The sequence below is a fragment of the Promicromonospora sp. NPDC050262 genome (assembly GCF_040655935.1).
Classification (GTDB): Bacteria; Actinomycetota; Actinomycetes; order Actinomycetales; family Cellulomonadaceae; genus Promicromonospora.
This window is the reverse complement of record NZ_JBFAKX010000006.1, coordinates 102326-124162: the sequence shown is the minus strand read 5'-3', so window position 1 is coordinate 124162 and position 21837 is coordinate 102326. Positions and strand designations below refer to the sequence as shown.

General features: G+C 71.9%; 22 protein-coding genes. 4 read left to right on the top strand and 18 right to left on the bottom strand.

Going from position 1 to position 21837, the window contains the following annotated elements:
* Positions 1-15: 15 nt before the first annotated feature.
* A complete protein-coding gene (locus AB0I29_RS11630) occupies positions 16-1251 on the top strand; it encodes an FAD-dependent oxidoreductase (protein WP_357481664.1) in 1236 nt (411 codons plus the stop codon).
* A 22-nt stretch (positions 1252-1273) separates the two neighbouring features.
* Positions 1274-2629, top strand: a complete 1356-nt coding sequence (locus AB0I29_RS11625; protein ID WP_357481662.1) for a DUF4232 domain-containing protein — start codon at positions 1274-1276, stop codon at positions 2627-2629.
* 22 nt (positions 2630-2651) lie between these two features.
* On the opposite strand, the gene AB0I29_RS11620 is transcribed toward AB0I29_RS11625, so the two are convergent.
* The 16 genes from AB0I29_RS11620 to AB0I29_RS11545 form a co-directional block, all read right to left on the bottom strand.
* Positions 2652-4772, bottom strand: a complete 2121-nt coding sequence (locus AB0I29_RS11620) for a hypothetical protein (protein ID WP_357481660.1) — start codon at positions 4770-4772, stop codon at positions 2652-2654.
* A 51-nt stretch (positions 4773-4823) separates the two neighbouring features.
* Positions 4824-5456, bottom strand: a complete 633-nt coding sequence (locus AB0I29_RS11615; RefSeq protein WP_357481658.1) for a hypothetical protein — start codon at positions 5454-5456, stop codon at positions 4824-4826.
* Between the two features lie 47 nt (positions 5457-5503).
* Positions 5504-6127: a hypothetical protein gene (locus AB0I29_RS11610; protein WP_357481655.1), complete on the bottom strand. Its 624-nt coding sequence runs from the start codon at positions 6125-6127 to the stop codon at positions 5504-5506.
* Positions 6128-6200: 73 nt separating this feature from the next.
* Positions 6201-7313, bottom strand: a complete 1113-nt coding sequence (locus tag AB0I29_RS11605; protein WP_285108024.1) for a 3-deoxy-7-phosphoheptulonate synthase — start codon at positions 7311-7313, stop codon at positions 6201-6203.
* 285 nt (positions 7314-7598) lie between these two features.
* On the bottom strand, positions 7599-8330 hold the full coding sequence (locus AB0I29_RS11600) for a glutamine amidotransferase (RefSeq protein ID WP_285108022.1): 732 nt from the start codon (positions 8328-8330) through the stop codon (positions 7599-7601).
* Between the two features lie 31 nt (positions 8331-8361).
* Entirely contained in the window at positions 8362-9165 is an 804-nt protein-coding gene (locus AB0I29_RS11595; protein WP_285108021.1) for an ABC transporter permease, read from the bottom strand.
* Positions 9162-10145 carry an ABC transporter ATP-binding protein gene (locus AB0I29_RS11590; protein ID WP_357481651.1) on the bottom strand — a complete coding sequence of 328 codons (984 nt, stop codon included), beginning with the start codon at positions 10143-10145 and terminating at the stop codon, positions 9162-9164. Before AB0I29_RS11590 ends, AB0I29_RS11595 begins: the two co-directional genes overlap by 4 nt.
* A gap of 28 nt (positions 10146-10173) precedes the next feature.
* Positions 10174-10980, bottom strand: a complete 807-nt coding sequence (locus AB0I29_RS11585; protein ID WP_285108016.1) for a hypothetical protein — start codon at positions 10978-10980, stop codon at positions 10174-10176.
* 11 nt (positions 10981-10991) lie between these two features.
* Positions 10992-11777, bottom strand: a complete 786-nt coding sequence (locus tag AB0I29_RS11580) for a hypothetical protein (protein ID WP_357481648.1) — start codon at positions 11775-11777, stop codon at positions 10992-10994.
* Positions 11774-12715 carry an ABC transporter ATP-binding protein gene (locus tag AB0I29_RS11575; protein ID WP_357481645.1) on the bottom strand — a complete coding sequence of 314 codons (942 nt, stop codon included), beginning with the start codon at positions 12713-12715 and terminating at the stop codon, positions 11774-11776. Before AB0I29_RS11575 ends, AB0I29_RS11580 begins: the two co-directional genes overlap by 4 nt.
* Positions 12712-13086, bottom strand: a complete 375-nt coding sequence (locus AB0I29_RS11570) for a GntR family transcriptional regulator (protein ID WP_285108010.1) — start codon at positions 13084-13086, stop codon at positions 12712-12714. Before AB0I29_RS11570 ends, AB0I29_RS11575 begins: the two co-directional genes overlap by 4 nt.
* A gap of 155 nt (positions 13087-13241) precedes the next feature.
* Positions 13242-14348 carry an aspartate-semialdehyde dehydrogenase gene (locus AB0I29_RS11565; RefSeq protein ID WP_285108008.1) on the bottom strand — a complete coding sequence of 369 codons (1107 nt, stop codon included), beginning with the start codon at positions 14346-14348 and terminating at the stop codon, positions 13242-13244.
* Position 14349: 1 nt separating this feature from the next.
* Positions 14350-15627, bottom strand: a complete 1278-nt coding sequence (locus tag AB0I29_RS11560) for an aspartate kinase (protein WP_285108006.1) — start codon at positions 15625-15627, stop codon at positions 14350-14352.
* A 127-nt stretch (positions 15628-15754) separates the two neighbouring features.
* Entirely contained in the window at positions 15755-16528 is a 774-nt protein-coding gene (locus tag AB0I29_RS11555) for a TSUP family transporter (RefSeq protein WP_285108004.1), read from the bottom strand.
* A gap of 76 nt (positions 16529-16604) precedes the next feature.
* Entirely contained in the window at positions 16605-17519 is a 915-nt protein-coding gene (locus tag AB0I29_RS11550; protein ID WP_357481638.1) for an RNA polymerase sigma-70 factor, read from the bottom strand.
* A complete protein-coding gene (locus tag AB0I29_RS11545) occupies positions 17516-18442 on the bottom strand; it encodes an NAD(P)-dependent oxidoreductase (RefSeq protein ID WP_357481635.1) in 927 nt (308 codons plus the stop codon). The genes AB0I29_RS11550 and AB0I29_RS11545 overlap by 4 nt, the downstream gene beginning before the upstream one ends.
* 101 nt (positions 18443-18543) lie before the next feature.
* Between AB0I29_RS11545 and recR the strand changes: the two genes are divergently transcribed.
* Together recR and AB0I29_RS11535 are read left to right on the top strand one after the other, a co-directional pair.
* Positions 18544-19149, top strand: coding sequence for a recombination mediator RecR (gene recR, locus AB0I29_RS11540; protein ID WP_285108000.1), 606 nt, complete (start codon positions 18544-18546; stop codon positions 19147-19149).
* A gap of 12 nt (positions 19150-19161) precedes the next feature.
* The gene (locus AB0I29_RS11535; RefSeq protein ID WP_285107999.1) at positions 19162-19731 is read left to right on the top strand and encodes a DUF5063 domain-containing protein; all 570 of its coding nucleotides are present in this window, start codon (positions 19162-19164) and stop codon (positions 19729-19731) included.
* 3 nt (positions 19732-19734) lie between these two features.
* Here the strand turns inward: AB0I29_RS11535 and AB0I29_RS11530 are convergent, their stop codons facing one another.
* A complete protein-coding gene (locus tag AB0I29_RS11530; RefSeq protein WP_357481627.1) occupies positions 19735-20886 on the bottom strand; it encodes an ABC transporter permease subunit in 1152 nt (383 codons plus the stop codon).
* Positions 20883-21803, bottom strand: a complete 921-nt coding sequence (locus AB0I29_RS11525; RefSeq protein WP_285107996.1) for an ABC transporter ATP-binding protein — start codon at positions 21801-21803, stop codon at positions 20883-20885. Before AB0I29_RS11525 ends, AB0I29_RS11530 begins: the two co-directional genes overlap by 4 nt.
* Between the last annotated feature and the right edge of the window lie 34 nt (positions 21804-21837).

Below are 21837 nucleotides of genomic sequence, written 5' to 3'. Positions count from 1 at the left end.
CCCAGGAGGAGTCCTATGAACCCGTACGTTCTGGTCGGTGGTGGGCTGACGACTGCCCGCGCGGCGGAGGCGCTGCGCAAGGAGGGATACCGCGGCGATCTCGTGGTCGTCACCAGCGAGCCCCATCATCCGTACGAGCGCCCGCCGCTGAGCAAGGACTACCTGCGCGGCGAGGCGGAGCGCGACGTCGTCTTCCCGCTGGACGAGACCTGGTACCGGGAGCACGAGGTCACCGTCCGCACCAACGAGACCGTGGTCGGGCTGAACCCCGACGGGCACACGCTGACCCTGTCCGACGGCACCACGCTCCCCTTCGCGAAGCTGCTGCTCGCGCCCGGGTCCACGCCGCGGCCGCTCGATGTCACAGGCACCGATCTCGCGGGCGTGCACTACCTGCGCACGATCGACGACTCCGACCGCATCTCCAGCATGCTGCTCGAGGCATCGCTGGAGGGAGTGGGCCGGGTCGCCGTCGTCGGCGACGGCTGGATCGGGCTCGAGGTCGCGGCGTCGGCCAGAACCCTCGGGCTGGACGTCACGATCGTGGGCCGCGGGACGCATCCGCTGGGACGCGTGCTGGGGCCCGAGATGGGCGACTTCTACGCCGGGGTCCACGCCGAGCACGACGTGCGCCTGCTGCGCCGGACGTCGGTCTCGGGGTTCCAGGGCGCGGAGGGCCGGGTCACCGGGGTCGACCTGTCGGACGGGACGCGGATCGGTGCCGACGTCGTCGTCATCGGGGTCGGCGCCACCCCGAACATCGGGCTCGCGGAGGTCGCCGGGCTGGACCTGCGGGCAGCGTCGGAGGGCGGCGGCATCGTGGTCGACGGCACGCTCGCGACGTCGCACCCGGACATCTTCGCCGCGGGCGACGTGGCCAGCATCCCCTCGCCGCACTACGGGCGGCCGCTGCGGGTGGAGCACTGGGCCACGGCGGAGCGGACCGGCGCGCACGCCGGCCGCGCGATGCTCGGCGCCACGGATCCGTTCGACCGGCTGCCCTACTTCTACAGCGACCAGTACGACGTCGGCATGGAGTACACCGGCTGGGTGGACGTGCCCGGCGGGTACGACGACGTGGTGATCTCCGGCGACCTGAGCGCCCGCGAGTTCGTGGCGTTCTGGCTGCTCGACGGACAGGTCGTGGCCGGGATGGCCGTGAACGTGTGGGAACAGATGGACCGTGTGGAGGAACTGATCAGGTCTCGGAGGAAGGTTCCGCGCGAGGAGCTGGACGCCTTCGTGGGCTGAGTTCCGGTGGGACGATCTCGGGGTGCCGCCACTCCGCCGGGTCCTGCTGCTCGCCACCGCGTCCGCGCTCGTCCTGGCAGGGTGCACCCCGGGGCCGCCGGACGAGATCGAGTCGGCCGCGGAGGCGGTGCGCGCCCTGCCCGGCGTCGCCGACGTGGCGGTGACCCGGACGTTCGGGCCTGAGCCCGTCCAGGGCAACTTCGGGCAGCGAAGCGAGACGCGGCCGAGCACCGTGCAGGTCGAGGTCGCCCTGGCGGGGGCGCTCGACCCGGAAGGGGCGGGCGAGGCCGCCGGCACGGCGCACCGGCTCCTGGCGGGGGCGGCGAGGGACGTGGACGAGAACATCACCGTGACATCGGACTTCGTCGGGCCGGGCCTCACAGTGAGTGCCGGGCCCGACACCGCGGCCGACGTCGTGGTCGACGCCGTCGAGGACGGTTACGGCCTGCTCGCGGCAGGAGCCACGACCGTCGGCCTCGGACTGGGCGCGGACGGCGGCTCGGACCCGCTCGCCGCGACCGCGCACGTGGCCGCGGCCTCTCCGGACGACCTGGTCGACATCGCCGAAGCGGCCGACGAGCTGGACCGCCGGGTCGAGCTGGAGGCCCCTGGCGCCCGCTACCGGTCCGCGGCCCGCGTGCCCGACATCGACACGGTACGGCTGCTGGTCGCCGCGGCGGGCCGGCCGGGTGTCCAGGACGCCACCTACCTCGCCCAGGAACGACGGCTCACGCTCCAGTCCGATGCCGAGCCGGGCGCCCAGAGCCTTGCTGACCTGCGACGTTGGCTCGAGGCGCAGGATTTCGCCACGGCGGACAACCCGTTGGCCTACACCGTCCTGGACGCCGGGTACACCGAGACGACCGGCTGGGTGTCCGGCGCGGAGCCCGCTCCGCGCCCCACCGAGCCGGCCGGTGGTGCGACCCCCTGGCCCGACGACGACGCCGCCCCCAACTGCACGGGGCAGGACCTGGAGGTCACGCTCGGCGTCGTGGACTCGGCAGCGGGCACGCGGGGTGTCTCGGTCCGGGCCCGCAACGTGTCGGGCCGGCCGTGCGCCGTCGAGAGCGTGCCCGACCTCGTCTTCGAGAACGAGGCCGGGCAGCCCCAGGGGAACGTCACGGTCCAGCCGTCCGACCCCGGCGTGGTCCCCACTCGCGTGGTGGTGCCCGACGGCGAGGCCGTGCTCGCCCCGCTGCTCTGGCACACCATGTCGACGGCCAACGACCCGGACACCACCACGACGATCCAGGTCACCCCGGTCCCGGACGCCGACCCGGTGCCGCTCGACGCGACGACGGACGGCACCCGGGCGACGGGGCTCGACATCCTCGACGGTGCGGAGGTCCGCGTCGGCCCCTGGACGCAGGGCGACTAGGGCTCAGGAGCCTGGCGCGGAGTCACGACCCCGTCGAGCCGTTGCACCACCTCAGCATCCCTCTGGCGTCGGGTGCTCCCGCAAGAATCCGTAGGTGGTCGACCGTGCCGGACCAGTCCGAGCCTCCGACAACCAGTGGCGCGCCGGACTCGACCCCGAGCGGATCGACGGCGGTCTGAGCGACACGGCGCGGCGCCTCGGCGACGTCCGACTGGCAGAAGTACATCCGGACGTCACCCACATACGGGTTACGGATCGCCGTGACGGTGTTCCACACGCCAGGGACAGGCTCCGCGTCGGCATAGACCGTCGTCTGCTCGGCCCCGACCCCCGTGGCGACGGTGAATGCCCAGCAGGTGCCGGTCGCCGTCGGGCACTCGGGCGAGGTCGCAACCGCCAGCTCGAAGTCCGATCCCTGCGACACCACGCGCCCCGCACCGGCGTCAGCGGGGTTGACCACGGCCGACACCGTGAGGACTCCCGTGGGGTCGACGATCTGCCTGGACGAGGCGGCCGTATCGGCAGGACTGTCGAGAACGAGGCCGAAGTCGGCAGGGTCGATCTCCGCGAGGTAACCCGGGCCCCAGAGACTCGCGTCGGAGAGCGTGAGGTTCTCCCCCGCTGTCTCGTCGGCTGTCGTGACACCCGTACCCTCGTTGAACAGCCAGCGGCCCACCGTGGCCGAAAGCCCGACGAAGAAGGTGTAGGTCGGCGCGACGGCCACGCTTCCTGCGTCATCCACGGCCCGAACCGTCAGTTGTACCGCCCCCGATGCCTCCGGAAGGAACTCCAGGAGTTCGCCAGGGAGGATCTCACCGCGCGCACCCGTGCTGAACTCGTACCGGAAGTAGGCGATGTCATCGCCGTCCGCACTCAACGAGAAGGCGCCCGGCACGTACGGCCCGCCGGAGGTGGCACTCCGCTCGTAGAGCGCGGGATACCCCTCGACCGGGGTGATCGTCGGCACGCCGGGCGGCACGATGTCCACGGAGAACTCGCAGTTCACGGCTTCTGAGACCCGACCGCTCGGCAGGGGCGTCTGCACGGACCAGGAGTAGTTCCCTCCGTGCGCCAGAAGTCCGGTGTTGATCGTCACGGTGTGGGGCGAGCCTGATGCCTTCGGGCTCGTCTCGGTCCGCTGGATCTCCGCGCCCGTCGTCAGGTCCCGCACCGTGAAGATCGCGGACATGGCGGTCGGGAACGGCTCGCGGTCGTTCGTGAGCACGGCACTCATCCGCGGTTCCAGCAGCCGGATGGCTGGGCGGTCGTCCCCGACGACGCAGGGCACGGAAGCTGAGGCCAGCACCCGTTCCGTCACGGTGTCGGTCATGTCGAGCACCACATCGAGGCCCGCCTCGGAGCCGAAGGACGCCCGACCGCATCCACGGCAGTCCTCGTCGACCGCCTTGAGGCCGAACGACAGCGGCCGGTCCCGCAGGAGGGAGTACTTGAGGATGTCGGCCACGTCGATCCGGACCTCCTGGTCCCCGCCACAAGGGACGTCTGCCAGACGGGTGAAGGCTGACGTGTACAGGTTCGAGGTCGCCCAGGTCGAGCTCTCCGTCACCGCCGTCGCCGGGTGGACCGCCACGTTCCGGATCCCGCAGTCCTGGTCCTCCATCACGTTCACGGTGAGGTACGCGGACCGGATGACGCCGTCCTCAAGATCAGCGAGGTCGTCGGGAGACCCCAGGTCGCCGAAGTCGTACACGACTCGCTGCACGTCGTCCGCCCCGCAGCCGGCGCCACCTTCGCCGACACACTGCCCGACGAACCTGTCGTCGTCGAAGGAGAAACCCGTGACATCATCCGGTGCACCGGACCGGACCGCCGTCCATGTCTCGGGTGTGCTGCTGAGGGTGACACTCTCATAGTCGGCCGATGCGGCGGTCGCCCCGGCTGCCATCGCTTCCGGGTACTCCGCCGCGACGGCACCGGGCACAAGCAGCGTTCCGCTCAGGGTCAAAGCCGCGACCACCGCGGCGACTCGACGTCGGATCCTAGGACTCTCTGGCACGGGCGAACCACCAACCTCTCGACGAGCCCCGGCTGGACCTCCCCTCCACCCTCGGAGGGGCAGGTCTGGCCTCGGATGATGCCCGCCGGGGCACCTCGACCGTATCGACGGACGCCCGCCGGGCACGACGAAATCGTGGGGTGATTTTGTCCTGGTTTGACCGATGCTCGCCCGCCCTCAGGCCTCGCACGCCTCCTGCAGCGCACGGTCGAGGCGGCCGGCCGTGGGCTCGAACCCGCCGACGGCGATCTTTCCTCGCAGCGGCAGGGGCAGCTCGCGCTCCACGCCGAGCACGTGGACGGCGAGGTCCGCGGTGTCGAACATCATCCAGCCGTCGGATATCGGGAGGTCACCCTGCGGATCGACGATCCACATGGTCGCCTCACGGTCGGGCGGGATGACCACCCGGTCCGAGGTCTGCGAGCGTTCCGGCGCACCGTCCGCGGGATTCTTCAGATACAGGTAGTCCTCCAGGAAGTCGTCGGCCATCGGCTCGAACCGGAACACGTCCGGGTTCGTGCTGATCACCGTGACCGGCCACCGCGAGGAGTTCCGCACCGTCTGCACCAGCACGACGTCCTCGTCCGTGCCGAACATCACCCAGGGATCCTCCCCGGGGACGCAGTCGGGCAGGGTCGCACCGTTCCCGGTGCTGCTCCCCGAGCCCAGCTCCACCACGGCCGTCCGAGCCGCGATCTGCCAGGCCGCGACCCCCGCGACCAGCGCCAGGGTCACCGCAGCACCCACGATCCGGGCAGTCCTGCGCGGCCGCCCGACCTCCGCCGACTCCACCTCTGCACCGCTCGTCATGGCCGGACAGTAGGTGCGAATCGCACCGGCAGTCCACCAAAACGCCCTCAGGCGTCGCACGCCTCCTGCAGCGCCGCGCCGAGCTGGTCGCCGTCCTTGCCACCGCCGACGTAGAGCGTGCCAGGAAGCTGGAGCGAGGACTCGCGCTCGACGCCGAGCGTCCGCAGGGTCACAGGCACCTCGTCGAACGAGTACCAGACGCCGGAGTCCTGGACGCTGCCACGCTGCGGGTCCACGATCCACATCGTGGCCTCACGCCCCGGCGGGAGCACGACCTGGCCGGAGGTGTCGGCGGGCTCGGCGCCGTCGGCGGACGAGACCGCACTGTGGTCATCCGGATCGTCGCTCAGCGCCTCGAACCGGTACACCTCCGGATCGGAGCTGGTCACCGTGACCGGCCACCGCGACGGGTTGCGCAGCGTCTGCCCCACGACCACGTCGTCGCTGGTGCCGTACACGGCCAGGGCCATCCGCGGAAGGCAGTCCGGGAACGCCATGCCCCCGCTCAGGGTGACGCCCTCCGCCACGATCCGGGTGCTGCGGGCCGCGTACTGCCAGACACCGATGCCGGCAACCAGCGCCACCACCACGACGGCCGCGCCCACGATCCAGGCCGTGCGCCGGGAACGCCGACGCCCAGGTTCTTCCCCGGCCCCACCTGTGTCCACCATCCCCACAGGATAGGGCGACGCAACGACACAGCGGCACCGGCCGGGCACTGGGCCCGGCCGGTGCCGAAGGGGATCAGCCGCGCCGCTCGCGAACCGCCTTGGCGAGGTCGCGGAGCAGGTCCTCCGTGGTGTCCCAGTCCATGCACTTGTCGGTGACGGACTGGCCGTAGGTGAGCTCCGACAGCGGGCCCGGCTGCTGCGCGCCGGCCTCGATGAAGCTCTCCATCATGAGGCCCGTGATGCCGTGCTCGCCGTCGGCGATGCGGTTGGCGATCTCGTGCACCACGCCCGCCTGGCGCACGTGGTCCTTGCCCGAGTTGCCGTGGCTCGCGTCGACGATCACGCCGTTCTCGACGGCGCCGCCGAGTCCGGAGGTGCGCGCCACGCGCAGTGCGGCGGCGACGTCCTCCGGGGAGTAGTTGGGGCCCGACCGACCGCCGCGCAGGATCACGTGGCAGTCCGGGTTGCCCGTCGTCTCGACGGCGGCGGCGCGGCCCTCGGCGTCGGCGCCGAAGAAGGTGTGCTCGCTCGCGGCGGTGATGCAGCCGTCCACGGCGACCTGCACGTCGCCGTCCGTGGCGTTCTTGAACCCGACCGGCATCGACAGACCGGAGGCGAGCTGCCGGTGCACCTGCGACTCGACGTTGCGGGCGCCGATGGCGCCCCAGGTCACCGCGTCCGCGACGTACTGCGGGCTGGTGGGCTCCAGGAACTCGGCCGCGGCCGGCACGCCGGCGTCGAGCACGCCGAGCAGCACCTCGCGGGCCAGCCGCAGGCCGTGGCGCACGTCGTGCGACCCGTCCAGGTGCGGGTCGTTGATGAGGCCCTTCCAGCCCACCGTGGTGCGCGGCTTCTCGAAGTACACCCGCATCACGACGACGAGGTCGTCGGACAGCTCGCGCCGGAGCGTGGCGAGCCGGGCGGCGTAGTCGAGCGCGGCGACCGGGTCGTGCACCGAGCACGGGCCGACGATCGTCAGCAGCCGGTCGTCCTCGCCGGTCAGCACGTCGCGCACCTCACGGCGGGACGTCGTCACGAGGTCGCTGCGGGCGGTGCCGAGCGGCATCGCCTCCAGCAGGCTCCGCGGGGCGGGCAGCGGGTCGAGGGCGCGGATGCGCAGGTCGGAGGTGCGGGTACCGAGGTCGGTCGTCGCCTCGGTGCTGGGTTCCGCGGGGGTGATGCTCATCGGGATCGGGGCTCCTGGTTGGCGGGGTCTGGTTCGAGGAACCGGACGGCCCGCCACCGACTCCTGGTCCGGAGCGGCCCGTCTCGGTAAAGACGAAGGGCCTGGACGCGATCGGCGTCCCAGGCCCTGGCTCCGGGTGGAAAGTTGGTCAGGCGTACGCCCGCCGAGCTCCACCAGGAGCCGACGTAAAGCGCCAATACCAACGGATGTCCACGGCCAAAACGGTAGCCCCACCCCCGGCGACTGTCCACCGGATCCCAGGATGCGGTCGATCACACCCCGCCGCTACCTCGCGTAACGCTCCACGAACGCCCGCGTGATGCGCATCGGCTCGGTCACCGACACGGCGACGCTGTGTTCCCGCACCAGGTCCGCCTCCTCGGGCGGGAAGTAGCCGTAGTCGCGGTAGACGGCGATCCGCTGGGCGATGCCCGGGCCGTCGAGCTCGGGGTGGAACTGCGTGGCGTACAGGTTCTGCTTGACCCGGAACATCTGGACCGGGCAGCCGGCCGACGACGCGAGCAGCACCGCGTGGTCGGGCAGCTTGCGCACCGCCTCCTTGTGGCCGACGTACGCGGCGAACGACTGCGGCATGCCGGCCAGCAGCGGGTCGTCCGCCGCGTCCGGGGTGAGCTCGATGGTCACGGGCCCCACCGGCTCGGCATAGGTCGCGTCGATCACCGCGCCCTGGTGCGCCCCGAGCGTGCCGACGCCGTAGCAGGCGCCCAGGAACGGGAAGTCGCGGGCCACGATCTCGTCGAGCAGCCTCATGAGCTCGGCCTCGACGCGCCGCTGCACGGGACCCTTCCGCTCCGCGGGATCCGAGGAGTTGAAGGGTCCCCCGCCGACGATGACACCGGAGTAGTCGTCCAGGTTCACCGGCGGCAGCGGGTCGCGCTCGAGGCGCACCCGGTGCAGCTGCTCCGGCGCGAGTCCCCCGTACTGCCGGAACGCCTGGTACTCACCTTCCGCGGCGAGGTCCTCCGCACGCGTCGCGAGCAGCAGAAACGGCTTCATGACACGAGCGTAGGGGACCTCTGACCAGGGGTCACGTCCAGCGGAAGAGCTTCACGCCGAGCGGGAAGAGCACCACCGTCCAGGCGACCAGGACCAGCACCTGCGCCAGCGGAAAACCCTCGGTGCCGAACCAGCCGACGGTCAGTCCCTGGGCCGCCGCGCCGAGCGGGAGGTAGAGGCCGATCGTCTCCATCCAGTCGGGCATCACGGACAGCGGCACCCACACCCCGGAGAACATCAGGGACGGGAAGTAGATCAGCATGCCCAGCCCGGACGCCGTGGCGCCCTTCTCGGCCCGCGCCGCGACCAGCAGCCCCAGCGAGAACATGGCGGTCGTCGAGAGCACCAGCACAAGCAGCACCGTGAGCGGATCGGCCGCGAACGGGACGCCCAGCACCAGCATGCTGCCGACCACGGCAGCGCTCGCCGACACGATCAGCGCCAGCACGTTGATCACCATGTGGGCGCCGATCAGGTTCTGCGGTGGCATCGGGGTGGTCGACAGCCGCTTCAGGATGCCCTTCTCACGGAACGTGGCGAACTGCACCGGCATGGTGGTCAGCGCGATGGTGCCGACCGCGAGGGCGAGGATGGTCGGCAGGTAGCTGGTCACGCCAGGCGCCTCGTTCCAGGGCGGCGGCGCGTCGGTCATCGGCTTCGAGAAGTCGGGGATGGCGAGCCCGAGCCCGAGCAGCAGCAGGCTGGGGAAGACCAGCGCGAAGAAGACGCCGGTCGGTTCGCGGAGCCACACCTTGAGCTCGGTGGCGAACAGCGTCCCGAAGCCGCGGGCGCGCAGCCCGGCCCGGCCGACGACGGCGGTCTGGACGGCGGTCATGCCGCCACCTCCTCGTTCTCCTCTGCCCGGTACTCACGCCCGGTGACCTGCACGAACACGTCCTCCAGGGTGCGTTCGACGGTCCGCACGTCGTCCGGGACGACGTCGGCGGCCGCGAGCGCCTGCACGACGGCGAACAGCACCTTGCGCGTGCCGGTCACCTCGATCTCGTCTCCTGCCGGCACGACGGCGGCGACGTCGTCGTCCCGCTCGGAGAGGGCGGTGAGCAGCCGGGCCGCGCGGGCGCGGGCGGCGGCGTCCGCGAACCGGAGCCGGACGCCGCGGTGGCCCTCGACCCCTTCGATCAGGGCCGCCGGGGTGCCCTCGGCGACGACGCGGCCGGCGTCGATGACGACGAGCCGGTCGCAGAGTCGCTCGGCCTCGTCCATGAAGTGGGTGACGAGCAGCACGGTGACGCCGGAGTCGCGGACACGTTCGACGAGGTCCCAGGTGGCGCGCCGGGCGGCGGGGTCGAGGCCGGTCGTGAGCTCGTCGAGGATGGCGACCTGGGGCCTGCCCACCAGGGCGAGGGCGATGGAGAGCCGCTGCTTCTGCCCGCCGGACAGCTTGCCGAACTGCTGGTCGCGCTGCGCGGTCAGGTCGAGCAGGTCGAGCAGCTCGGCCGAGTCCGCCCGCTGCGGGTAGAAGGAGCCGAAGACGTCGAGCGCCTCCCCGACGGTGATCTTGTCGTGCAGGGCGGCCTCCTGGAGCTGGACGCCCACGTGCTCGCGCACCGTCGTGGGGTCGGCCTGCGGGTCGTGGCCGAGGATCCTGACGGTTCCGCCGTCGGCGTGCCGGAGCCCGGCGACGCACTCGACCGTGGTGGTCTTGCCGGCGCCGTTGGGGCCGAGGATCCCGAAGATCTCGCCGCGGGCGACCTGGAAGGACACGTCGGCGACGGCGGTCTTGGGGGCGGCGCCGCGACCGGCTCCGGGGTAGGCCTTTCTGAGGTGGCTGACTTCGACGACTGGGGACGTCATGGTCACTCCTTCGGGGTCGGGTCGGGGGTCAGGCGGCGCGTACGGGGGCCGTGCGCAGCAGGGCGCGGAGCACGACGGCGGCGAGGACGGCGGCGAGCGCGGCTCCGCCGAGGCCGATCAGCAGGGGCACGAGGCCCTCGGCCGGGGGCACCTCCGCGTGCTCGATGTCGGGCACGAACTGGATGTTGGCGATCGTGCCCACCACACCGCTGCGGGTCGCGAGGTCGGCGAGCACGGCGGGCAGGGCCAGCGGGACGATCAGGAGCGTCCCCCAGGCCCCGGTGTGCCTGAAGCCGATGCCGATGCATGCGCCGACGAGGATGTAGGTGGTGAGCACGAGGGCCTCGGCGGCGGTGGTGCCGAGCACGGTGAGGGGCGAGTCGAAGGGCAGCGCGCCGAGCCGGCGCCAGGTCATCCCGAGCGACGTGCTCAGCAGGCGTTCGCCCAGCAGGGCCAGGGTGGTCACGACGCCCCAGCCCGCGCCGACGACGACGGCGCCGCGCACCACGCCCTCGGACATGGACCGGCGGCTGCCGCCGGCGGCCACGTGGAGCGTGAGGATGCCGGAGGACGCGAGGACGCCGAGCGCGATCATCGGCCAGCGGGCGGCGCCGAGGGTCGCGTCGAGCGCGCTGATCTCCAGGTCGTTGCCGGCCGCGGCGTTGCCGACGGTGATCCCCACGGCGTAGAGCGCGTAGACGCCCCAGAACCAGAGCCCGACGGTGACGCCGGAGCCGCGGAGCCGCCGGACCACGGCCGCGACGCCGCGCAGGTGACCGGCCCGGGTCAGGTTGATGCGGCCCATCGTGGTCTCCTCGATGGTCGGTGTTGTCATGGTCGTGCCCCTCAGACGGACGGTCGCAGCGGTATGGAGCGCAGCGGCGTGCCGAACAGCCAGGCCGCCAGCGCGACGGCGACCGCGCCGCCCGCGAGGCCCAGCAGCACGCCGGCTCCGCCGTCGAGCAGTCTCTGCGGGCCCACGACCAGGGCGGTGACGCCCGTGTGCGTGGCCACGTCGACGAGCGCCGCCGGGACGAGCGCGGCGAGGGCGTAGAACGTGCCCCGCACCCCGCCGAGGCGGTAGTAGCCGGCCGAGATGGCGGCGCCCACCAGGTAGTACGTGGCCGCGACGAGCGTCTCGGCGACGAACGTCAGGGCGATGCCCCCGTAGCCGTCGACCGGCAGCCCGAACTCGCGTGCCCAGGTCAGGTCCAGAGCGGCGAACAGCGCACGTTCGGCGACCAGGTAGAGCGCGGTCACCGCACCGATCAGCATCCCGCTGATGAGGGCGCCCTGGACGGTGCCTGTGGTCATGGTCCTGCGGGTGCCGCCGGCGGCGACGTGCAGCCGGAGGTACGCGGCGGGGACGATGATGCCGAGCACCATCACGAACCAGCGGGACGAGCCGCCCATCTGGGCGTCGACGATGCCCTGGTCCAGGCCCGAGCCGTACCGCACGTTGCCCAGGATGACCGCGACGGCCACGACGGCGAAGATCGCCCAGTACCAGCCGCCGATCGTGCTGACGACGCGAAGGGTGACGCCGGCCGCGCGGCGGACGCCGCGCCGCTCGGCCTCGCGGACCCGCGTGTCCCGCGCGGGACTCGTCACCGCCGACGTCGTGGCGCTCATGATCGCCCCGGACCGGTCAGGCGGACGAAGAGGTCCTGCACCGGGACGGCGCCCACCTCGACGCCCGCACCACGGGCGGCGGTCAGCTCGTCGTCGTCCAGCATGCCCTCCAGCGTGACCTGCACGGTCGCGCCGAGCTGCTGGCGGTGCAGCACCCGGCGCTCCCCCGCGATTCGCTCGACGGCGTCCTTGGAGCCCGTGAGGCTGAACCCGCGCGCCCGCATCTGGTCGGCGGACTCGGCCAGGAGCACCCGCCCCCGGTCGATGACCACGACGTCCTCGAACAGCCGCTCGACCTCCTCGACCAGGTGGCTGGAGAGCAGGATCGTGCGGGGGTGCTCCGCGTAGTCGGCCAGGAGCTCGTCGTAGAACGCGTACCGGGTGGGCGCGTCCATGCCGAGGTACACCTCGTCGAAGATGGTCAGCGGCGCGCGCGTGGCCAGGCCGATCGTGGCGCCGACCGCGGAGCGCTTGCCGCGCGACAGGGCCGACGGGTTCTTGCGGACGTCGACCTCGAACAGGTCGAGGAGTCGCTCCGCCGTCTCCGCGCTCCAGTCCGGCCGCATGTCGGCGTAGTACTTGAGCGAGGTGGAGACCTTCTCGTCGGTCATGAGGTCGCCGCTCTCCCGGACGAGCTGGGTGCCCGAGGTGATCCACGGGTTCTCCCACGGGTCCTCCTCCTCACCCTCCGGCCCGACGAGGACGGTGCCGCTGGTGGGGCGGGTGAACGCCGCCAGCAGCGAGAGCATGGTCGTCTTGCCGGCGCCGTTGCGGCCGAGCACCCCGGTGATGACCCCGGGCCGGATCGCGAGCGTGGCGCCGTCGAGCGCGGTGCTGGCGTCGTCCCGGACCATGGTGCCGTTCGGCAGCACCCGGTGGCTCCTGCCGAAGTGGACGACGACGTCGTCCAGGCGGGCTCCGAAAGGTGCGGTCGTCATGACTCCTCCGTGGTCCGCTTGCGGGCGCCGAGCACGTAGGCCACGACGTCGTCGGTCGAGATCCCGAGGATGTCCGCCTGCTGCAGCGCAGGGGCCAGGACCTCCTCGAAGTAGCGCCTGCGATGGTCCTCGAGCAGGCGCTCCCTGGCCTGCGGCGCGACGAACATTCCCAGGCCGCGGCGCTTGTAGAGCACGCCCTCCTCGACCAGACCGGCAAAAGCCTTCTGGGCGGTGGCCGGGTTGATGCGGAACGTCGTCGCGAACTGTGTGGTGGACATGACCTGTTCCTCCTCCTTCAGCTCACCGGCGAGTACCTGCGCGCGGATCATCTGCGCGATCTGGATGTAGATCGGCTCGGGCCCGTCGAACACCGGCTCACCCCCTCCGTTGGTTCATTACTTGACCAATGAACCATAGATGTACCGGTCGGCGCAAGCATCTCGGGGAAAGTCGCCCGGACAGCACGGAGGGGCGGGGCAGACACGTGTCTGCCCCGCCCCTCCGGCGGCGGTCGTGCGGGAGCGACCTACGTGTCGGCCGCCTCCGCGGCGTCGAGCACCGCGAGCTCCGCCAGGTCGTTCGCGATGAGCTCCGCGATCTGGATGGTGTTCAGCGCCGCCCCCTTGCGGAGGTTGTCGTTGCTCACGAACAGCACGAGGCCGCGGCCGTCCGGCACGGACTGGTCCTGCCGGATCCGGCCCACCAGGGACGGGTCGGCGCCGGCCGCCGCGAGCGGCGTCGGGACGTCGACGAGCTGGACGCCCGGGGCGTCGGCCAGCAGCTTGCGGGCCTCGTCCGGGCTGATGGGCCGGCCGAACTCGGCGTGCACCGACAGCGAGTGCCCCGTGAACACGGGCACGCGCACGCACGTGCCGGCCACGGCCAGGTCGGGCAGGCCCAGGATCTTGCGGGACTCGTTGCGGAGCTTCTGCTCCTCGTCGGTCTCGCCCGAGCCGTCGTCGACGAGGTTGCCGGCCAGCGGCAGCACGTTGAACGCGATGGGCGCCGCGTAGATCGCGGGATCCGGCAGGTCCACGGACCCGCCGTCGCGCACCAGCCCCTCGATCTCCTGCCCGACGGCGGCGCGCACCTGCCCGGCGAGCTCGGCCACGCCGGCCAGCCCGGAGCCGGACACCGCCTGGTAGGTCGCGACGCGCAGCCGCTCCAGCCCGGCGGCCTGCGCCAGGGGCGAGAGCACCGGCATCGCGGCCATCGTGGTGCAGTTCGGGTTGGCCACGATGCCCTTGACGGCGTCCCCGATCGCGTCGGGGTTCACCTCGGAGACCACGAGCGGCACCTCGGGGTCGCGCCGCCAGGCCGACGAGTTGTCGACCACGAGCGCGCCCGCGTCCGCGAACCGCGGCGCGTGCTCGCGCGACGTGCCGGCGCCGGCGGAGAAGAGCGCGATGTCGATGTCGGCGAGGTCGTCGGTCGAGGTGGCGGCGACGTCCTCGACGGGCACGTCCACGCCCGCGAACGGGAGGGTGGTGCCCGCCGAGCGGGCCGAGGCGAAGAACCGGATCGCCGCCACGGGGAACTCCCGCTCCTCCAGCAGGCGGCGCATCACGGCACCCACCTGGCCGGTGGCGCCGACGACGGCGACGTGCACGCCCTGGTCAGAGATGGCAACCATGTCAGCGCCCCGTTCCCGCGTAGACGACGGCCTCGCCGTCGGACGCGTCGAGCTCGAAGGCGGTGTGCACCGCGCGCACCGCGTCGTCCAGCGAGTCGGCGCGGGTCACCACGGAGATCCGGATCTCCGAGGTGGAGATCATCTCGATGTTGATGCCCGCGTCGCGCAGCGCGCCGAACAGCCGCGCCGAGACGCCCGGGTGCGACTTCATGCCGGCGCCCACGAGCGACAGCTTGCCGATCTGGTCGTCGAACTGCAGCGAGTCGAAGGCCAGCTCACCCTGCACGGCGGTGAGGGCGGCCATGGTGGCGGGGCCGTCGCCGTCGGGCAGCGTGAACGAGATGTCGGTGAGGCCCGTGGCCGCGGCCGACACGTTCTGCACGATCATGTCGATGTTCGCGCCCGCGCCGGCGACGACCTCGAAGATGCGGGCGGCCATGCCGGGCACGTCCGGCACGCCGATCACGGTGATCTTGGACTCTGAGCGGTCGTGCGCGACACCGGAGATGATCGGGGCTTCCATGGCGTTCTCCTTCGACTTCTTCTCGGCCGCGACCACCCGCGTGCCGTCGTGGGCGCTGAACGAGCTGCGCACGTGCACCGGCACGCCGTAGCGGCGCGCGTACTCCACGCTGCGCAGCGCCAGCACCTTGGCGCCGCAGGCCGCGAGCTCCAGCATCTCCTCGTAGGAGACCTGGTCGATCTTCCGGGCGGCGGGGACGATGCGCGGGTCTGCCGTGAACACGCCGTCCACGTCGGTGTAGATCTCGCAGACGTCGGCGTTCAGGCCGGCCGCGAGCGCCACGGCGGTGGTGTCCGAGCCGCCGCGGCCGAGGGTGGTGACGTCGTTCGTGGCCTGGGTGACGCCCTGGAAACCGGCCACGATCGCGACCTGGCCCCGGTTCAGGGTCTCGCGGATGCGGTGCGGCACGACGTCGACGATCCGCGCCCGCCCGTGCACGGCGTCCGTGATGACGCCGGCCTGCTGGCCCGTGTACGACTTGGCCTTCACGCCCAGGTTGGTGATCGCCATCGCGAGCAGCGACATGGAGATGCGCTCGCCCGCGGTGAGGAGGATGTCGAGCTCCCGCTGGGGCGGGAGCGGGGTGATCTGCTGGGCGAGGTCGAGGAGCTCGTCGGTGGTGTCGCCCATGGCGCTCACCACCACGACCACGTCGTTGCCCGCTCGCTTCGCCTCGGCGATCCGCTTGGCGACGCGCTTCACGCTGCGCGCGTCCCCGACCGAGGATCCGCCGTACTTCTGCACGACAAGTGCCATGCGCCTGCCTTCCGTTGCCGGCCTCCGTCTGTCTCAACGGCCCGCCGGGTGGTTGGGTTTGCGGATCGATGGTACGACGGCGGGCATCTCGGACGCCGAGCCGTTCACCGTGCGGGACGGCGCCGTCCTACCCTGCGAAGACGTCCCAGGCGAGGCGGGCGATGAGGGCCCCGACCACGACGACGAAGACGACCCGGACGAACCGGGAGCCCTTCGCGACCGCCATGCGGGCACCGATGTAGGCGCCGAGGATGTTGGCCACGCCCATCCCGAGCCCGAGGGCCCAGATGACGGCGCCGCTCGGGACGAAGAAGAGCAGCGCGCCCAGGTTGGTCGCGAAGTTCACGATCTTGGCGATGGCCGACGCCGGGAGGAACGAGTATCCGAGGAAGCTCACCAGGCTGATCACCAGGAACGTGCCGGTGCCGGGGCCGAGCAGCCCGTCGTACGCGCCGATGAGCAGGCCGATCAGGGCGGCGATGCGCCGGTGCCCGTTGCCGACCCACCGCAGGTTGTCGTGCTGGCCGACGTTCGGCTTGAGCAGGGTCCAGGCCAGCACGCCGACGAGCACCACGAGGATGATCGGCTTGAAGAGCTGGGCCGGGATGTGCGACGCACCGACCGCGCCGCCGAACGCGCCCACCAGGGCCGCGAGCGCCATGGGCCCGGCGGTGCGCAGGTCGGGCTGGACCCGCCGGTAGTAGGTGATGGCGCTGGTCGAGGTGCCCATGATGCTGGCGAGCTTGTTGGTGGCCAGGGCCTGGACGGGGCTGATCCCTGGCACGAGCAGCAGCGCGGGGAGCTGGATGAGCCCGCCCCCGCCGACCACGGCGTCGACCCATCCGGCGGCGAGACCAGCGAGCAGGAGCAGGACGACGGTCAGGAGATCGAGTTCGGGCACGCATGCATTCTGCGCGAACCTCGCGCTTCGTCCCGACCCGTCTCGTACCCGGGAGGCGTCCCGTTCGCCCGGAGGCTCAGGACCGGTGCTGTCGCATGAGCTCCCAGGCGTCGGCGACCGGGCCGACGTGGCGGAGCTTGTCAGGGTTGATCACCGACCGGATCACCTGGATCCTCCCGCCGACGACGTCGAGCGCCAGCACGTTGATCACCTTGCCGTCGGCGTCGCGGATCACCGCGCCCGGCTGCCCGTTCACCTCGTGCGGCTCCGCGGACACACCCGCGCCGGCGAAGCGCTGACCGAGCCCGCCGAGCATCCGTGCGACGTTGTCGACGCCCACGACCACTCGCATCCACTGGGGTGCCTTGCCGCCGCCGTCGCCGTAGACCTCGACGTCGGCCGCCAGCAGATCGCGGAGCCCGTCGACGTCGCCGTCGACGAGCGCGCCGAAGAACCGCCCGGCCAGCTCCTCGCGCTCCTTGCGGTCGACGTCGAACCGCGGTCGCTCCTCGTCCATGTGCCTCCGGGCCCGCGTGGCGAGCTGCCGGCAGGTCGCCTCGGACCTCCCGACCACGCCGGCGATCTCGCGGAAGGGGAATCCGAACACGTCGTGCAGCACGAACACCGCCCGCTGCTCCGGGCTGAGCCGCTCCAGCACGAGGAGCGCCGCCATGGACACCGAGTCGGCGAGCTCCGCCGTGTGCTCGGGATCGGCGTACGGGGCCGAGGCGTCGTCGGTCAGCAGGGGTTCGGGGAGCCAGTGACCCACGTAGGTCTCGCGCCGCACCCGCGCCGAGCGCAGCACGTCGATCGAGACCCGGGTCACGATCGCGCACAGGAAGGACTTCAGCGACACCGGCCGGGTCTCGCTCGCGTGGTAGCGGATCCAGGTCTCCTGGACGGCGTCCTCCGCCTCGCCGACGCTGCCGAGGATCCGGTAGGCGATCGAGAACAGCAGCGGTCGCAGGTCCTCGAACTCGTCGACGCTCACGCACTCACCTCCGCGACGTGCCGGAATCCCTGGCGCCACGACGGCCAGGCGGGCTCCCAGCCGAGCGCCCGCTTGGCGCGCTCGTTGGACGAACCACGCGTGCGGGTCAGCATAGAGACCGCTACGTCGCCGGCCACGAGCCGGACCAGCCACAGCGGCAGCCGCAGGGGCGGCTTCGCGCCGACGCACCCGGCCAGGTAGGGCAGCCACTCCGACGCGGGAGCCGGCTCGTCGTCCACGACGTTGAACACGCCGCGCACGTTGTTCTCGAGGGCGAGCACGGTCGCCTTCGCCGCGTCGTCGAGGTGTACCCACGACATGTAGCCGGTGCCGCCGCCGGCCAGCGGGAACTGGCGCTTGTGCAAGATCTCGGCCATCGCGTCGTCGGGGTCGCCGTAGAAGCCGCCGTACCGCAGCACTGTGCCGTCAACCGCGCGCACGGCGGCCTCGAGGTGCCGGATCGCGGCCAGGCTCTCGCGCTGCGCCGCGGGCGGTGCGGGGTCCAGCGGGTCGTCCTCGTCCTTCACCCAGCCGCCGGTGCGCTCGTTGGTCCAGCCGGTGTAGCTGCCCGCCACGACGTGCGACACGCCTGTGGCCTGAGCAGCGGCGACCAGGTGGTCGATGCCCTCCGTGCGGAGCCGGTTGGTGATCGCGAACGACCGGTCGAACTGCTTGGTCGAGATACCGCCGGCGAGAGCGGTCATCTGGTGCACGACCGCGTCCGGGCGCACGGTCGCGACCGCCTCGCCGACGGCGGCGGCGTCCAGGCCGTCGACGACGATCGCGGTCGCGCCGAGGCTCTCGATCAGGGCGATCTTGGCCGCGCTCGTCGTGGTCGCGGTCACCTGGTGACCACGCTGGACGAGCTGGCGGATCAGTCGGGGTCCGATGGCGCCGGTGCCACCGGCCAGGTAGACGTGCATCGTTCTCACCTCTCGTCGCTGTTGTGGACGATCCCGAGACGATATGCCGGCGCGAGAAGTGACAGCCCGCATGTCGGTGCCGACCCGTAGGCTGACCTCTTGTGTACGAAGGCGCGGTCCAAGACCTGATCGACGAGCTCGGCCGGCTTCCCGGCGTCGGGCCCAAGAGCGCGCAGCGCATCGCGTTCCACCTGCTGGCCACGGACAACCACGAGGTCAAGCGGCTGGTCGACGCACTCACCGAGGTGAAGCTGCGCGTGCGGTTCTGCGAGCTGTGCGGCAACGTGGCCGAGGCCGAGCGGTGCCGCATCTGCCTGGACCCGCGGCGCAGCGACGAGGTGATCTGCGTCGTGGAGGAGCCCAAGGACGTCGTCGCCATCGAGCGCACCCGGGAGTTCCGCGGGCGCTACCACGTGCTCGGCGGGGCCATCAATCCCATCGAGAACGTGGGCCCGGACGACCTGCGGATCAGCGAGCTGCTGGCCCGGCTCGCGGACGGGACGGTGCAGGAGGTCATCCTCGCCACCGACCCCAACGTCGAGGGAGAGGCCACGGCGACCTATCTTTCCCGACTGATGGCCCACATGGGAATCACTGTCTCGCGGCTGGCCTCGGGTCTGCCCGTGGGTGGAGACTTGGAGTACGCGGACGAGGTGACGCTCGGTCGCGCGTTCGAAGGCCGCCGTGTCATCGGCAACGACAAGTAGGTGGGGATCACGATGAGCGAGATCACGCCCGGGTCGGACCTCCGAGAGGTCGCAGACCAGGTGTCCACGCAGGCACGGACGTTCCTGTCGACGGTGACCCAGGTCGCCTCCGGCGGGATGCCCGGGGCGGAGCTCTCGCTGCTCGTGCTGGCGGCGTCCGACCTGCTGGCCGCGGGCGCACGGCTCGCCGCGATCGTGGACGTGGTGCCCAAGGAGCGCTACGAGCCCGACGCCGGACCCGACACCGACCTCGACCCGCTGCGCGAGGCCCTGTCCAAGATGTTCGACGGGTTCGACGACTACACCGAGGTGGTGGACCCCGTGCTCGGCGAGGACGTCGGGTCCGCGTCGCTGTCGGGCGACCTCGCGTGCGTCGCGGAGGCCCTGGCCAAGGGCCTGCAGCACTTCGACAGCGGCCACGAGCTCGAGGCCCTGTGGTGGTGGCAGTTCTCGTACTTCTCGCTGTGGGGCGAGCGCGCGGCCTCCGCGCTGCGCGTGCTGCAGGTGCTGCTGGCGCACCTGCGCCTGGACGTGGAGGACGACGTCGCCGCCGAGGCGGAGTACGACGCCCTCCACTCCTGACGGTCAGGCGACGCGGGTGCCCTGCGGGAGCTGCGCCGTCGGTACGCGCAGGCGGTTGACCGCCACGATCACGCCGGCGGCGCCGAGCAGCAGGTCGAACCCGAGCCCCCACGGCCAGACGAGCTGGTCGGTGACCTCGACCGGCTCCACCGGGGACTCGGCCTGGACGGTGTCGCCGTCCATGACGTAGCCGCTGCACCAGTCCTGCGGCCCGTCGTCGCCGGTCCGCGCGTACCGCACGCCGTACTGCAGCACGGCCAGCATGTTGCCGTCCTCGGAGAGCGCCTCCGGGTCGCCGTTGAGCGGCTGCGCGTCGGCGACCACCACGAACGGGTTGGGGGCGAGCAGCCACCAGGTGCGCTCGCTGTGCCAGACGTCGACCTCGTGGGTCTGCCACTCGCACTCGGGCGCCGTGGTCTCCTCCCAGGTGTAGCCGGGCTCGACGTCCCACACCCTGATGTTCTCGGTGGTGGTGGTCGCGGGGACGAGCAGGCCGAACATGATGGGCAGGACCGCGGTGATGCCGCCCACCGTGAGGTAGGTGAGCACGGCCGACCCCGAGGTCTTGGAGACCACGGCCGAGAAGCCCAGCCCGATGGCGCACACGACGCCGAGCACGAGCGCCAGCATGAGCACCGTGGTGAGCAGCGCGAGCCAGGACACGCCGCCGCCGACCAGCGCCCACACCAGGAACGGGATGCTGGCGACGAGGAACGCGAGCGCCGCGATCCAGGCCGCGGCGAGCTTGCCGAGCACGATCTCCGCGGGCGACAGCAGGGTCACCTGCAGGGTCGCGAGCGTCCCCGCGTTCCGGTCGCCGTTGATCGCGCCCGACGACAGGGTCGGCGCCACCAGCAGCCCGAGGAACAGGACGAACCCGACGACGATGCTGTAGACCATCCCGCCGAACGACTCGTCCGAGCTCTGGTCGCCCGAGATGATGGCGAAGGCGCCGGTGGTCAGCATCGTGATCACGCCGACCACGACGAACCACACGATCAGCGCGGTCTTCCACCGCGTCGAGCGCACGCGCTGCCGCAGCTCCAGCACCGTGACGGTGCGCAGGCCGTGCCACGACAGGGACCAGGTGCCGCGTCCGGCGGGCACGCCGCCGTCGGCCGACGCCGGCTCGGCCATTTCCAGGTCAACGCTCATCGCCGCTCCTCCTCAAGGGCCAGGTAGGCCTGCTCCAGCACGCCGCCCGCGGGGGCGAGGCTCGACACGTCGACGCCGGCCTCGACCGCGGACCGCAGCAGCGCCGCGGCGGCGGCGTCGCCCGCCAGCTCGACGAGCACGGCGGGGCCGTCGGACTCCCGGCGGTAGGCCGGGCCGTTCTGGTCCAGCCAGGCCGTGAGCGCCTCGGGGTCCAGCGCGGTCAGGCGCCACTCGCGCGGCCGGTCGCCGTCGGCCACCGACTGCGTGGCGACCGTGCGCCCGCGCGAGATGAACACGGCGTCGTCGGCCATCTCGTCGAGCTCGGTGAGCACGTGCGAGGAGACCAGCACCGTCTTGCCCTCGGCCGCGAGCCGGCGCACGAGCACGCGCAGGTCCACGCGGGAGCGCGGGTCCAGCCCGGAGGCGGGCTCGTCGAGGAGCAGGACGGCGGGGTCGTGCACCAGGGCACGAGCCAGGCCGAGGCGCTGCTTCTGGCCGCGCGAGAGGACGTGCGCGGGCTGGTCGGCGAGCTCCGACAGGTGCACCAGCTCCAGCAGCTCGCCGGCGCGGGCCTGCCCGGCCGCCGCGTCCATCCGGTACGCCGCCGCGACCGTCGTCAGCACCTCGCGCGCGGTCAGCGAGTCCCACGTGCCGAACACGTCAGGCATCCAGCCGGTGCGCGAGCGTGCGGCGTAGTTCTGGGTCACCGGGTCCGCCCCGGCGATGCTGATGGTCCCCGCGTCGGGCGTCAGCAGCCCCGCGAGCATCAGCAGGAGGGTCGTCTTGCCCGACCCGTTGGGACCGATGAGCGCGGTGACGCGGCCTGGTGCGGCGACCAGGTCGACGTCGGCCACGGCGTGGACCGGCCCGAACGAACGCCGCACGCCCTGCGCGCGGATACCACCGTCTGGTGTCATGCGGGGACACTAGCGCGAGTCGCCCACACGGGCC